The sequence below is a fragment of the Halomicrobium mukohataei DSM 12286 genome (assembly GCF_000023965.1).
Classification (GTDB): domain Archaea; phylum Halobacteriota; class Halobacteria; order Halobacteriales; family Haloarculaceae; genus Halomicrobium; species Halomicrobium mukohataei.
The window spans coordinates 663,469-676,699 of record NC_013202.1; the positions used below are offsets into that span (position 1 = coordinate 663,469).

The 13,231-nt window shown below is 62.4% G+C and carries 11 protein-coding genes; 3 read left to right on the plus strand and 8 right to left on the minus strand.

The features are described 5' to 3' along the window. Positions 1 to 5 precede the first annotated feature (5 nt). The gene (locus HMUK_RS03325; RefSeq protein ID WP_049940727.1) at positions 6 to 2,696 is read right to left on the minus strand and encodes an alkaline phosphatase PhoX; all 2,691 of its coding nucleotides are present in this window, start codon (positions 2,694 to 2,696) and stop codon (positions 6 to 8) included. 238 nt (positions 2,697 to 2,934) lie between these two features. Then, entirely contained in the window at positions 2,935 to 3,348 is a 414-nt protein-coding gene (locus tag HMUK_RS03330; RefSeq protein ID WP_015761676.1) for a hypothetical protein, read from the minus strand. A 162-nt stretch (positions 3,349 to 3,510) separates the two neighbouring features. Here HMUK_RS03330 and HMUK_RS03335 point away from each other — a divergent pair, with 162 nt between their 5' ends. Then, positions 3,511 to 3,831, plus strand: coding sequence for a cupin domain-containing protein (locus HMUK_RS03335; RefSeq protein ID WP_015761677.1), 321 nt, complete (start codon positions 3,511 to 3,513; stop codon positions 3,829 to 3,831). Between the two features lie 1,211 nt (positions 3,832 to 5,042). Here the strand turns inward: HMUK_RS03335 and thsA are convergent. From thsA to eif1A, 4 genes are all read right to left on the minus strand, one after another. Further along, the gene (thsA, locus tag HMUK_RS03340) at positions 5,043 to 6,719 is read right to left on the minus strand and encodes a thermosome subunit alpha (protein WP_015761678.1); all 1,677 of its coding nucleotides are present in this window, start codon (positions 6,717 to 6,719) and stop codon (positions 5,043 to 5,045) included. 210 nt (positions 6,720 to 6,929) lie between these two features. Further along, entirely contained in the window at positions 6,930 to 7,478 is a 549-nt protein-coding gene (locus HMUK_RS03345; RefSeq protein ID WP_015761679.1) for a KH domain-containing protein, read from the minus strand. Between the two features lie 55 nt (positions 7,479 to 7,533). Next, positions 7,534 to 8,454, minus strand: a complete 921-nt coding sequence (rio1, locus tag HMUK_RS03350; RefSeq protein ID WP_015761680.1) for a serine/threonine-protein kinase Rio1 — start codon at positions 8,452 to 8,454, stop codon at positions 7,534 to 7,536. A 45-nt stretch (positions 8,455 to 8,499) separates the two neighbouring features. Next, positions 8,500 to 8,787: a translation initiation factor eIF-1A gene (gene eif1A, locus HMUK_RS03355; RefSeq protein ID WP_015761681.1), complete on the minus strand. Its 288-nt coding sequence runs from the start codon at positions 8,785 to 8,787 to the stop codon at positions 8,500 to 8,502. Between the two features lie 107 nt (positions 8,788 to 8,894). Here eif1A and HMUK_RS03360 point away from each other — a divergent pair, with 107 nt between their 5' ends. Beyond that, positions 8,895 to 9,305, plus strand: coding sequence for an SCP2 sterol-binding domain-containing protein (locus HMUK_RS03360; protein WP_015761682.1), 411 nt, complete (start codon positions 8,895 to 8,897; stop codon positions 9,303 to 9,305). Between the two features lie 573 nt (positions 9,306 to 9,878). Here the strand turns inward: HMUK_RS03360 and HMUK_RS16600 are convergent. Then, positions 9,879 to 10,652: a hypothetical protein gene (locus HMUK_RS16600; RefSeq protein ID WP_079979639.1), complete on the minus strand. Its 774-nt coding sequence runs from the start codon at positions 10,650 to 10,652 to the stop codon at positions 9,879 to 9,881. Positions 10,653 to 10,896: 244 nt separating this feature from the next. Between HMUK_RS16600 and HMUK_RS03370 the strand changes: the two genes are divergently transcribed. Next, positions 10,897 to 11,097 carry a DUF7470 family protein gene (locus HMUK_RS03370; RefSeq protein ID WP_015761684.1) on the plus strand — a complete coding sequence of 67 codons (201 nt, stop codon included), beginning with the start codon at positions 10,897 to 10,899 and terminating at the stop codon, positions 11,095 to 11,097. On the opposite strand, the gene HMUK_RS03375 is transcribed toward HMUK_RS03370, so the two are convergent. Then, entirely contained in the window at positions 11,094 to 13,070 is a 1,977-nt protein-coding gene (locus tag HMUK_RS03375; RefSeq protein WP_015761685.1) for a DUF460 domain-containing protein, read from the minus strand. The two genes, HMUK_RS03370 and HMUK_RS03375, sit on opposite strands and share 4 nt — an antisense overlap. Positions 13,071 to 13,231 lie beyond the last annotated feature (161 nt).

A 13,231-nucleotide genomic window follows, 5' to 3' on the forward strand; every position in this document is an offset into this window, starting at 1 on the left:
GACGATCAGATCTCCTCGTAGAGCTCGACGACGTCGTCGAAGTCGATCTGGCCGTTGTCGTTGAAGTCGTAGGCCTCCGGATTCAGGCGGACAGCGTCGGAGTCGATCGTCTCGAACAGCAAGACCACGTCGTCGTAGTCGACCCGGCCGTTGCCGTTGACGTCCTCGTAGCGCCCGTCGCTGTCGGGGTCTTCCGGGACAGCGCCGCCGCCGGCCGCGGGAGGTCCGGTGATGACGAGACCGCGGCGAGTTTCGACGCCGATCTCGACGCCCGCCTCGTCGTCGATCGTTTCGACGGACACCGCGAGGTCCGTCGTGCCGGGAGCACTGCCGGTGACTTCGACGCCGGCCAGCGTCACGTCGAGTGAGCCGGGCTGGATCGAGCGCTCGATGTCGCCGACTCGAATCGTCGCGCTCGAACCGTCGTCGGCGACGCTGACCTTCTGCAGGCCGATCGCGTCGGGGAAGGTCACGTCGGAGATCGCCGCGACCTCGGGATCGGTGAGCGAGACGGTGAACTCCCCACCGGCGAATCCACCCGGCGCGGCGTTCATCGTGAGATCGACGGTGCCGGTCGACTCCGGGGAGACGGCGACGGCCGAGGCGTCGAGGATCGCGTCGGGCTGGTAGACGTACAGCCCGTCGTTGGGGTACGAACGGGCGGGGCCGCCGAAGCCGTCCTCACAGCAGAGCACGCGCCCGTCGTCCATCACGTAGACGTTGTCGATGTTGCGCAAGGCGTCGTCGGCGTCGGCGGCCGGATCGGTGAAGTCGGGGCCAACGATCACCGGCTCAAGCGTCGAGACGTTGTAGTCTCGTTCGAGCTGGCCACGGTAGACGACGCCGCCGTCGACGCGGTCCATCTGGACGTCGCCCTCGTCGTCCGCGAGAGCGTCGTTGAACTCCGCGATGCCGAAGTAGACGAAGTCACCGGGGCTAACACCTTCCCGGCTACTGACGCCTTCGGCCTTGTTGAACTCGATGGAAGCACCGATCTCCTTCGCCGCGGCGCGCGTTTCGAGGAAGGGCACCCGCCGGAGTTCTTCGTCGACGTTCTCCGGGCCGTTCTGTTCGTACTGGTCGGCCCACTCGACGATCTCGTCGTTCGTGATGTAGTTCTGGTTGCCGTCCTCGACGACGGCTTTGTCGGCCTCTTCGAGCGCGGTCGCCAGGTCGTCGGTCCAGTCGGTCTCGGCGTGGGCTTCGAGGTACTCTTCCTGGGTCACGTCGTCGTACTCGGCGATCCAGGACTCGATTTCGGCGTTGCTGGCGTGACCGAGCTCCAGCCACTCGATCTCCAGAGAGACGGCCGCCGGAGAGTCGCGCTCGCCGCCGTCGGCGACCGATGCCGCGTCGTTGGTGATCTTCGGCGCGTACAGGGTCCCCTCGACGTCCATCGGGTTCTCGTAGCTCGGGATCGGCTCGTCGGCGACGAACTTGTAGATGCCCTTGCTGTCGCCGTCCGAGCAGCCGTAAACGGTTCGCTCGTCGGGTAACACGTCCGGTGCCTCCCAAGCGGTCCGTCCCATCACGTAGTACTTGATCGGCTCTGGGGTCTCCGCGGCCGGCTCCCGGAAGTCGACGTGGTAGCCGTAGCGGTAGGGGTTGGGGTACACGTCGCCGATCGGATTCGTCGTGTTGTTCTCGTTGTCGCCGGTCTGGTCGACCTGTTCCGCACCGAGGTAGTACGCGAGGAACTCGACGCCGTCCAGCGCCCAGTACCCCTGGACGAACCACGAGTCGTCGCCGTAGTAATCGTCGATCGCGCTCTGGATGCCCACCGGGTTCGGCCGGTTCCAGAATGCCGCGCCGCCGACGAGACCCTTGCCGGTGCCGGCCGCCTCGATGTCGCCAACCGTGCCGGTCAGGGACACTCGCGTATGGGCGTAGTTCTCCTCGGAGGAGAGCATCGTGTTCCACGGGCTGCGGTCGCCGTAGCAGTTGATCCGCGTCCCGCCGAGTTCGCGGAGCGGTTCCGTGTTCGCCAGGTTCGTGGCGTTCTCCAGGTCCGCCTCCCACTCGCCTTCCTCGGTCCGGCTGACGGGCAGGCGAGTGACGTTCCCCGGACTGTTCTCCCAGTTCGTGTAGAGATACCCCTCCGTCCCGTCGTCGTTCGTCGGGATGAACTGGTTGCAGTCGGGGTTGGTCGCGGCCGCGCCGTACTGGGTCCCCGCGAAGTTGTCCTGCGTGATCTCGGTGCCGTCGGGGGTCTGGACGACGCCGAACCGCTCGTCGCCGCCCTGAATCTCTTCCCGAGCGTGCGCGAGGAAGACGTACTCGCCCTCGGAAGAACGGATCCGTCCCTGTTCGTCGACCGTCGAGGGAACCGACAGCTCGGAGAAGTCGTCGTTGTCGCCGTCCAGTTCGAACGTGAAGCCACTGAAGTAACCCACCCCGGCCCGGTCGAAGGGCGCTTCGTTGGCCTTCACGTCCGAGTTTTCGAAGTCGCCGCCACGGTCACCCGTCGCGGGGTGTTGGTTGCTGTAGAGGAGACTGCCGTCCTGAAAGACGAACGGTCCAGTCACTTCCGCGCCGAAGGAGGTCGTCGAGAACCGCTTCAACGACCCGTTCACGCCGGGCGCACCCGGCGTGTCCGATTCACCCACTTCGTCACCACTCGCGACACCCGCGACGCTCGCACCGAGCGCCGCTGCCACCGAACTCGCCATTAGATTCCGTCGATTGAGATCTACCATCTGCGGGTGGATCCGGGGAACCGCTGGTAAAGCTCGTTTATATGAGGGGTCCGTGCGTCGACGTACCGCTGTGACCGAAATTACTAGATGGCCCTAATCAAAACTATCTCGATTGCTATTGAGAAATACGTTCACACAGCGTCGGGAGAACCCCGGACTTTCGACAGAGTCCGAGGGCGGACCGCCTCGTCGCGGCTGTGAGACGGGCGGTGTTCGGGTGCCGGACCGGTTCAGAGAGTCACCGACGGTCGGCGATGCCCTCGCGGATCTCACTGGCGCGCTTGCGGACCCGCGAGACGTAGCGTTCGGCCCGTTCGGGCTTGTGGCCGTAGAAGGAAGCGACCCACTGGGCGTCGACGCCCGGAATCGTCACGAAGTACGCCGCCAGCGTGTCCCGGCCGGCCTGGACGATCTCCGGCGGGATACCCCGACCGCCGGTCCCGGCCTCCGCGAAGCCGTTGACGTCGAAGTACACGTCGGCGTACAGCAGCGCGCTCTCCTCGTCGTCGAAGGTCTTCCCACAGTGGTCCGGCGCTTCGAACAGATACCGTGGCTCGCCGCAATCCTCCGAAGAGAGTTCGACGACCGAAACGTCCAGCGGATACGAGGCACAGACTCGTTCGCTCTCCTGTCGTTCCCGTGACTGGGACATGCCTGATCGCTCGGACGGGGACCACATCAACGTGTGTAAGAGTAGTACGGAGCGGTCCCACGGCCTCCTGTGTAAACAGTTCTCACAGATATCGACGGGTCGGAGACCGGCGACAGCACCGCGGGTCAAATCCTTTGAGGGTGGCAGCCGACGTATCGAGTGATGTCCCACACGCTGGTCAACTACGAGGACGTGGAACCGCGCGCCGAGAGCATGCACTTCCTGCGGGACGCGCTGGAGACCGATCAGCTCGGTCTGACGGTACTGGACTGCGAGCCCGGCTGGAGCGGCATGGAACACGACCACGCCGACGAGGACCACGAGGAGGTGTACTTCCTCGCTGAGGGCACGGCGACGGTCACCGTCGACGGCGAGGCCGTCGAGATGGAGTCCGGCGACGCGCTCCGAGTGTCGCCCGACGCCACACGCAGTATCGAGAACGGCGACACCGAGAGCACGTTCGTGCTCGTGGGTGCGCCGTAGCGCGGTCGCTGGCGGGTTGTAGCGAAAGAAGCGCGGTCGAACTGCGGTGCGGGCGAAAGCGGATGAAGTATGTGGAGTGAATGAGCAACGACTGCAACCGCCACCCTCGCGGGTCACCAGGTTTCCTGTTCGTTGGTCCAGAGGTCACTCTCCGGTTGCTCTCCCATATCGTGGCGCACGGACTACCGTGGAGCTCCTTCCTAAGCGAAAATGGAGAATAGTTTGGGATCTGGATAATAAAGCGAACCGCGATCCAATCATAAACTCTGAGCCTCGTCTTTGCCAACTGCAAAAATAATATACTCATAGAATCCCAGATAATAAAATTAAATCTGCTACAAAACCATAAACAACTAAGTGTCTATGAAAATGTAGGTTAGAATGGTTTAGTATAAATACAATAGTGGCAGTTGTCCGAATGGTGTTGGAGATTATAAAATAGATCCAACAGGTAATAACAACAAATGAAGATAAACAGAAATTGGAAGACTATCGCGATAGATCCGAGAAGATCGCTCGTCCCAGCAACCATCGTCCTCATTACCGGCGGTTTTCTATCGTTCGCCACGCACACGAATACCATCTCTATTCCTAGCTCATTACGAATACTAAATATAACCTCTATTGTTGCGTTCCCGGTCATCGTTGGAACTCTCTCCTACACGTATTTCCGAACTGAGGTGTCGCTGTGGGAGATCCCAGTAGTATTCTTGTGGGGGTACATTAGTAACAACATTGTTTTGTTTATTTTGTTCTTCGCGACACTCGATTCAGCGGTATCATCAACCGCATCGCCTGGCAGTGTCGGTGTCTCCCGAGGGCTTTGGTATCTCAAATTTTTCGCACTTAGTTCCGCTACGTACTCGCTGTTATATGGATTCGCGGCAGCGCGTCACCGCATCCTCCGCATTCTATTCTTTATTTTCACACCTATTTTGTACTGTATTATTATGATCGCTCTCTTAGTTATATAAATACTCTTTCTACCGGGATCGATCGTCCGACAGTACTTGCAGTAACAAGCATCCCATAGCGCGGCAGGTGTCTGTGTTCTCGTCGGCGCTGTCTGCACGCTGTCGGCTGGACGGACGTTCGAGTCGAAACGATGGGGCAACCGCTATTCGATCGAAAACGGAGAGAAACCGCGTTTTGCGGACGATCCGGGGGTCAGAGTACGGCCCTTGGGGTGATGTGTTGTTCTAGACCGAACTTCACATCATGCCGCCCATGCCGCCGCCCATGCCGCCCATGCCGCCGCCCATTCCGCCGGGCGCGCCGCCGGGGCCGCCGGGTGCGTCGTCCTCGTCGTCGTCGCTGCCGCCACCCTTGAGGTCGCCGGCAGCGATCACGTCGTCGATGCGCAGGATCATCACGGCCGCCTCGGTGGCGGACTCGATGGCCTGGGTCTTGACGCGGAGCGGCTCGACGACGCCGTCCTCGGTCATGTCGACGACTTCGCCGGTGTAGGCGTCGAGACCGGCGGTGTTGTCGCCGCCGTCGTGCTTGCTGCGCAGGTCGACCAGCGAGTCGATCGGGTCGAGACCCGCGTTCTCGGCGAGGGTGCGCGGGACGACATCGATGGCGTCGGCGAAGGCCTCGACGGCCAGCTGCTCGCGGCCACCGACGGAGTCGGCGTGGTCGCGCAGACCGAGTGCGAGCTGTGTCTCGGGGGCACCGCCGCCGGGCAGGACCTTGCCGTCCTCGAGCGTGGCGGCGACGACGCCGAGCGAGTCCTCGATGGCGCGCTCGACCTCGTCGGCGACGTGTTCGGTGCCACCGCGGAGGATCATCGTGACGGACTTGGCCTCGTCGACGTCCTCGACGAAGATGCGCTCGTCGCCGGCAACGTCCTTCTGGGCGACCGAGCCGGCGAAGCCGAGGTCGTCCTCGGTCACGTCGGCGATGTTCGAGACGATGCGAGCGCCGGTCGAGCGCGAGAGGGCCTTGATGGTGGACTTCTTCGCACGGCGGACGGCGAGGATGCCCTCCTGTGCGAGGTAGTGCTGGGCCATGTCGTCGATGCCCTTCTGGGTCACGACGACATCGGCACCGGCCGCTTTGAGGTCATCGACCATCTCCTTGAGCTGCTCCTCTTCCTGGTCGAGGAACTGCTGGAGCTGGTCCGGGTCAGTGACGTTGACTTCGGTGTCGAGTTCGGTCTCGGGGACCTCGATCGCGGTGTCGAGCAGCGCGATGTTGGCGTCCTCGACGGCGTAGGGCATGTTGTCGTGGACGCGCTCCTTGTCGATGATGACGCCCTCGACGAGCTCTGACTCGTCGGTGGAGCCACCGACGACGACCTCGAGCTGGATGTTGTCGGTGTCGACCTCGCCGTCGTCGGCGACGGACTGTGCGGCGCGAACGACGAGTTCGGCGAGGACGTCCTTGGAGGATTCCGCGCCCTTGCCGGTCATCGCCGTCGCGGCGACCTTCTTGAGCATCTCGGTGTCCTCGGGGCCGACCTCGATGGCCTGCTCTTCGAGGATCTCCTTTGCCTTCTCGGCGGCCTGGCGGTACCCCTGTGCCAGGATGGAGGCGTGGATGTCCTGGTCGATGAGGTCCTCGGCTTCCGAGAGGAGTTCGCCGGAGATGACGACCGCGGTCGTCGTGCCGTCGCCGACCTCGTCTTCCTGGGTCTGGGCGACTTCGACGATCATGTTGGCCGCGGGGTGCTCGATGTCCATCTCGTCGAGGATGGTGACACCGTCGTTGGTGACGACGACGCCGCCGGAGTCGTCGACGAGCATCTTGTCCATGCCCTTCGGGCCGAGTGTCGTCCGTACGGCCTCCGCGACGGCCTGTGCGGCCGTGATGTTCATCGACTGTGCGTCCTTTCCGGAGGTTCGCTGGGAGTCCTCTCCCAGCACGATCATGGGCTGACCCTGCATCTGGCGCTGACTCATACGTCCGATTGATTGAATGTGCTTCTATATAAAGATTGTGGACCCGGAAGCCAGACCGCCGGAAAGACAGCCCAGCCCGCATTTGACAAGGGTTGTCACAGTGGTTTTAAATACGATATCGCGAGCGGCCACGAGCGCGCCTCGTGACGGCGCTGTGGCTGGGCTCAGTCGAGACCGACGGAAGCGGCGCGGGGGTCACCCGTGGAACTGGTGGTAGTTCAGTCCCTTCTGTTTCATCTCGTTGTGCTTGCGTTCGAGGAAGGAGTAGACCGAGCCGTGGGGTGCGCCTTCGAGCAGCATCTCGGCGGCCTCACGGACGGCATCGACCTGTTCCGGACCACCGATGATCCCCAGCGTCGAGCCGTAGATCACGACAGACGCACCCGTGAGTTCCTCCATGAGCTCCCGGGTCCGACCGCCCTCGCCGATGAGGCGTCCCTTCTGTCGAGTGAAGTCGTTCTGGTTGCGAGAGGCGGCGTCGATGTCGACCACGTCGAACATCATCATCTCGTCGTCCAGCAACGCGAGCGCGTCCTCCGGGTTGAAGCCGCGACCGATCGCCTTCACGATGTCGGGGCCTTTCAGTCCCGTGATCGGGTCGCCGACGGACTCGACACCCACCGAGCCGGATTCGGAGTCGATATCGAGGCGAACTTCGGCTCGGTCCTCGATCTCGCGCATGGTCTCACCCCCTTCGCCGATGAGTACGCCGATGCGGTCCTGCGGAATCTTCACGTGTTGCATAATATGTTGCGAGCTACTGTATCCGGACAGTTAAGCGTTCGTCTGTGGCCGTCAGCTACCCGTCGGCTGCCTCGTCGGCCCGCGTGACCGTTGCGAGCAGGTCCTCGGCGGTCACGTCCACGCCCTGTCGTGCGAAGAAGTTCGCGACGTTCTCACAGTCCCGTTCGAGGTAGTCTCGCGCATTGCCGTGGTGGACCGTCACGGCCTGGCCCAGGTCGATGACGACGAGCTGGCCCTCGTGGAACACGATGTTGTACTCCGAGAGGTCGCCGTGGACGAGTCCCGCGTCGTAGAGGCGGCGCATGTACTCCCTGACGACCTCGAAGGCCGTCTCGGGGTTCTCGATGTGGACTTCGTTGAGCCGCTTGGCACGGCCGTCCTCGGTCGCGATGTACTCCATGACGAGAACGTTGCGCTGGACGGCGATCGGATTCGGCACGCGGACGCCCGCTTTCTGGGCCCGCTGGAGGTTGGCGAACTCCTTGCGAACCCACGCGGTGACGACCTTCTTCTTGTCCGAGCCGATTCCCTCGAAGCGCGGGTCACCGTCGAGATACCCCCGCATGTCGCGGAAGTCCGAGGCGTTGATCCGGTAGACCTTGACCGCGACCTCCTCGTCCCGTGGCTCTCCGTCGCCGCCCGACTGTCCCGAGGCGCTGCGCGCCTCGCTGTCGCCGGCCAGTGCGGTGTAGACGTTCGCCTCCTTGCCCGTCGAGATGGGACCGCCGAAGGCGTCGATGTGTCCGTCCTGAACCAGTTTGTACAGCGCGCCGTACGTGGCGTCGTCGAACACCGACGCCGTCACTTTGAACTGCTCGGTGTTCTTGATCCGCTTGCGAAACTCGCTGAACTCGCGGTCGCGCGTCCGCGCGATCTCGTCTGCCTCGGTGTCAGAAACGTCGATCGACTCCCACTCGTCACCGACGCCGTCGGCCTCCTCGGTGTCGACGAGCCCGAAGTCGCCGTCGTCGCTCATCGGTCGCCCCCGAACGGTGGCGGCGTCATGTGTGCGTGGCCATCGTTACTCCTGGATGTGGCCCTCTTCTTTGAGCTGGTCGGCCTCCTGCTTGTCGTAGCGCCAGGTGATGTCGGCCTTCTCGTCTTGCCAGTCCCACGGTTCGACGAGGACAACGTCGTCTTCGCGGATCCAGATGCGCTTTTGCATCTTCCCGGGGATGCGAGCGGTGCGTTCGACGCCGTCCATACAGCGTACTTTGACGCGGTTGGCTCCGAGCATGTTCGTGACGATGGCGAACACCTCGTCGTCTTCGGGCATCCGGAGGTTCTTGCGGCCTTCGTTGTCGCTCATACGCCACCTTTTGATGGCGAACGGTTTAAGGCTTGTACGGTTTTGACCGAATCGACTCGTCCAGCGAGTGGCAACGCCCAAGTTCCCCTTGGGCCTACGACCGGGCGATGAGTACGACGCTGCCCGAGGAAGCCGACGAGTGGGTCGCCGAGTGGCACGGTGCGCTGGCCGACCGGCCGGCCTTCGCCGAGGCGGCCGCCGACTTCGCCGCGACCTTCCGCTTCGAGATCACGCCGGACGACGCGTACGACGGCGATCCGATCGTCGTCCGACTGGTCGTCGACGACGGGGCGTGTCCCGTCGCCGAACTCGCAACGGAGTTCGACTACGACTTCGCGCTCCGTGGTCCCTACGAGGCCTGGAAGGCGATGTTGCGGGGCGAACTCGACGCGGCCGAGGCCGTCATGGACGGCCCCTTCAGAGTCGAGGGGAACACGATCGAGTTGCTCCAGCATCAAGAGGCCGTCGCGGAGCTCGTGCGGGCAGCCCGAGACGTGGACACGACGTTCGCGCACTGAGAGTCGTCGTTTCGCTCGCTCGATCGGCTATGTTCAAATAAGTGGCCACAGGACAGGCGTACAGGCAGGGGAACACTCGCTTTGCTCATCTCTCGACACTGCTTCGCTGACCGCAGTATCTTGTTGGACCACCGCAACGACGACGACAGCACTACGAACGCATCCTGGCTGTTATCACAGATACTGATATATCCCCCAGAATAATAGAGCGACTCCCAAGAAAAAGAACGCTGCCGTTGGAATATCGTACGTGATTATATCTAGCAACCGCAAAACACCGTACGCGAGTAAGAGTACACCAAAAACAAAGACAGAGATCGTCACCAGGCTAGTCTTTTTATCTGAATTTTGAGTCATTAATTAGTGAATTTCAGTAGATCTACATAAAGGTCCCGCTTTATTTTTCATCCCGTGCACAGAAAGCCCGGTTCTATTCGAAGGTGGATGCTGTAAGTTGGGCGGCGATGCCCTCTGTAGCGTTGCTGGAACAGTTCGGAATGAAACAGTCCGTCTGTCTACTTCACGAACGACAGGGTGAATACGACCCACTCTCTGCGCCTTCGCGTCTAAAGGTTACTCTGACTGTGAGTGGACCGTCGGCGTTGCTGTAATAGGTGCAGCAATGACAGCAGGGGTGATCCGCGACTTCACAACGACTCCGCAACCGTTATTCTGCAAATTAATAGTTCCAATATATATTGCGACTATCCCGCCAAGAGCGACGGTAAGCGGGTTGGACATCGAGCCAATCACACCTGCACTTTTCAGGGTTGCAGCAACGACTGCTGCCGAACCACTCCCGATCGACCCGAGAGCATTGAGATCGTCGATAGTGGAATCACTCATGTACAGTTCGACATCCTTTCGAGTTCCGCCCCACTTCGTGTCGACGTTCGAGTCGTCTCTATTACATCCCAGAGCGGTGATCTCCGATGTCTCACCCAGATCTGCCGACTCAAGAGAGGTTGTAGAGGGGCTCTCGACGGAGTCTACCGCTTTAGCTATTTCCGACGGCTCAGAATGGACCTCAAAATCACCTCCTTGGTCTGCCGAGTCGGCCGTGAGAGTTTCCTGTTCGCTTGTCGTGAAGGTTATGTGTCCTGCTTCGATCGCCAAATTAAAGCTCTTGACAACGTGTGTGAACTGTTTGTGTAGTTCACGCCCGATATCTTCAGGCTCGGCGTCGAGTACAACTTTCCCATCTTCGATCACGATCCAGTCGATTGCGGGATCTTCTGTGGTAGTCGATGTGGACTCTGCTCCCCCAAGACCACTGCTAACTATTCCGCCAAGCGTTGAACCGGTGAGAGCCATCATAGCCCGCCGATTGAGATGTCTTTTTGACATCACTTCCATTCAAAATCAATAGATTAAAATAGTTTTTGGTTTTTACTTTTTGAGATATGATTATAGAACAGATATAGGAGTGAAGTAGCCTCTCAGTGGTCCGCCAGTATCTTGCTCTGGTCAATTGCAGACACAGAAAGAAATCGGAGACTGCTCTTCGAAAACGGGTTCGAATCAGATCGAAGAGACGCAGCTGTCGCCGCGGACCACAGCCCTTACCTCCCTCCCTCGCACCAGTCGGAGTATGTTCGACAAACTCGGGATCGCCGGTCTCCTCGGCGTGGTCGTCATGCTTGGCGGCATCGCGCTGGTCGCGTGGCAGGCACCTATCGTCGCCGCCGGCATCGCCTTCGTCGTCGCCGGCCTCGGACTGATCGTCTACGGGATGGTCACGAACCTGATGAGCGCCTTCGGCCTCGGCGGCGGCATGGGCGGGATGCCCTAGCTCTCGGGCCGGTCGGCGCGGTGCTCGCTGATGATCTGGTCGACCATCTCCGCGTTTTGCTCCCGTTTCCGTTCCTCGGCGCGCTCCTCCCAGTCCTCGATGGCAGCCTCGACCTCGTGGTCGCGAGCCACCGCGAGTTCGTCGACCTCCTGGACGGTCACCATCTCCGCGGGCGCGACGGGAATCCCGTGGTCGAAGAGAATCTCGTCGGCCACATCTGAAAGGCCGCCGTTTCGCAGGACGATCCGCGGGTTCACGTCCGCGAGGCGCTGGGCAGTCGAGCGGCCCGCGCCCGAGGCGTCCCGCAGCAGGATCACGTCGTCCTCGACGAGACCGACCGCCTCGTCGGCGCTCTCGATGGCACCGGAGGTGAACTGTTCGATCACTTTCACCGACACCAGTCCCTCCTGTTTCTCCGACACGTCCGCGAAGTTCGAGTGATCGAGCTTCCACAGCCCCTTGAGCCGTTCGAGCTTCGCTTCGAGGGCCTCGCGGTCCTCGCGTTCGGCTTCGAGTTCGCGTTCGAGACGCTCGTTTTCCCGCTGGAGGCGCGTGACCTCGCGGTCCTTGCGCACTTCGCGGCGTTCCTCGCTGCGGGCCTGTGAGAGTTCCCGCTCTTTCTCCGCGAGCCGGTCGTCTTTCTGCTGGATCGTCGCCTCCAGATCGTCGACGTGGCCCTCCAGGCGCTCGACGCGGGCTCGCAGCCGTTTGATCTCCTTCTCCTCTTCGGTGAGTTCGCGGGGCGTGTGTTCGGTCTGTTCGTCGCCGTCGTCACCGTCGTCTGAGAGATCGTCGAGGACGCTCTCGACGGACTCCTCGCCAGCGACGACACGGGCGGTCACCTCGCCCACGTCCTCGCGGGGCGGGACCTTCTCGGCGATGCGCTCGAACTGGTCGGCGTGGTCGTCGTAGGCCCCCAGCGCTGCCGCCATCGCGTCGCGCTCGTGGTCGTTGTCGTACCCCTCCTCGCGAGTGCGGTGTTGTTTCACGTCGATCGCGAGGTCGCTGTCTGGCGTCCACCCCGCAGCGCTGAACGAGCGGCGCAGCTTCTCGACGGTCTCCGGCATCGGCGTCACGTCCGCCGCGACGACGATGGGCCGGCCCCGCTCGACGATCCACTCGGTGACGCCCGCGGCGTCGACGGTCCGCGAGGAGTACACGTCCAGGACCTCGCCGTCGAGCCCCACGATCGCGACGGCCGTCGTCGTCCCGGGATCGACGCCGACGACGACGTGGTCGCGCCGCTTGGCCAGCGGTCGGAACTCGATCCCGTCGCGGCGCTCGCGCTCGATCTCGACGCGCACGTCGCCCGAGCGCATCCGCGAGACGGGGATGTCCTGGGGCCGGGCAGAGACCGTAAAGAGCGCCTGCGAGAAGCCGCCGTACTTCTCGGTGACCTCGCGCTCGTAGTCGAGGCCGGCGTCGTCCAGTTCCGACTCGACCGAGCGAGCGCGCTGCTTGACCGAGCCGTGGATCCGGCGAGTGTAGCGGTCCTCGGACCAGCCGCCACCGCCGCCCGTCGAGCGACCGCGAGCGACCTTCACCTCGGTCGTGTCGGTGAAGGCCGACACCTCCTGCCCGACGTTGGCCGCGGCGAGCCGTGCGGCCGCTTCCGCCTCTTTCATCGGCTCCTTGCCGTAGGGGACTCCGTGACGAGAGGCCACCCGAGAGAGGGGTTCGGGCTGCTCGGCACCGGTCACCTGGACGAGCTTGGTCTCGTCGGGGAGGCTGCCCAGGAAGTGGACGAGCGCGTCCTTGTCCGCCGCGAGTTCGTACATGTTGTCCGTCGCGACGATCGACGGCTCCACGTCGTCGATCAGCCGCCGGAGCTTGCGCAGGCTCACCACGTCGCGCTCGATCTCCTCGCCGTCGAACACGACCAGCGCGTAGGAGGGTGCGTCCCCGCGCACGTCGCCACTCTGGATGTCGACACCGAAGACAACCGCGTCGAGCGCCCCGGTACGCGTGTTCACGGCCGTGCGTTAGTGACCTGTGACTATAATCCCCACGCCGGCTAGGAAGAGTGATTTGGAAGACCGACTCGACTACGGACCACACCGCGAAAGACCCCGGCCGAGGGCTTTCGAGGAGGTGACCACGGTCGCCGCAGTAGCGGTCACAGAACCGAGAGCAG

Bases quoted from the DNA above. Each gene is read 5' to 3' on its own strand.
- HMUK_RS03325 (WP_049940727.1), bottom strand. From the start codon at position 2,696: ATGGTAGATCTCAATCGACGGAATCTAATGGCGAGTTCGGTGGCAGCG.
- HMUK_RS03330 (WP_015761676.1), bottom strand. From the start codon at position 3,348: ATGTCCCAGTCACGGGAACGACAGGAGAGCGAACGAGTCTGTGCCTCG.
- HMUK_RS03335 (WP_015761677.1), top strand. From the start codon at position 3,511: ATGTCCCACACGCTGGTCAACTACGAGGACGTGGAACCGCGCGCCGAG.
- thsA (WP_015761678.1), bottom strand. From the start codon at position 6,719: ATGCAGGGTCAGCCCATGATCGTGCTGGGAGAGGACTCCCAGCGAACC.
- HMUK_RS03345 (WP_015761679.1), bottom strand. From the start codon at position 7,478: ATGCAACACGTGAAGATTCCGCAGGACCGCATCGGCGTACTCATCGGC.
- rio1 (WP_015761680.1), bottom strand. From the start codon at position 8,454: ATGAGCGACGACGGCGACTTCGGGCTCGTCGACACCGAGGAGGCCGAC.
- eif1A (WP_015761681.1), bottom strand. From the start codon at position 8,787: ATGAGCGACAACGAAGGCCGCAAGAACCTCCGGATGCCCGAAGACGAC.
- HMUK_RS03360 (WP_015761682.1), top strand. From the start codon at position 8,895: ATGAGTACGACGCTGCCCGAGGAAGCCGACGAGTGGGTCGCCGAGTGG.
- HMUK_RS16600 (WP_079979639.1), bottom strand. From the start codon at position 10,652: ATGTCAAAAAGACATCTCAATCGGCGGGCTATGATGGCTCTCACCGGT.
- HMUK_RS03370 (WP_015761684.1), top strand. From the start codon at position 10,897: ATGTTCGACAAACTCGGGATCGCCGGTCTCCTCGGCGTGGTCGTCATG.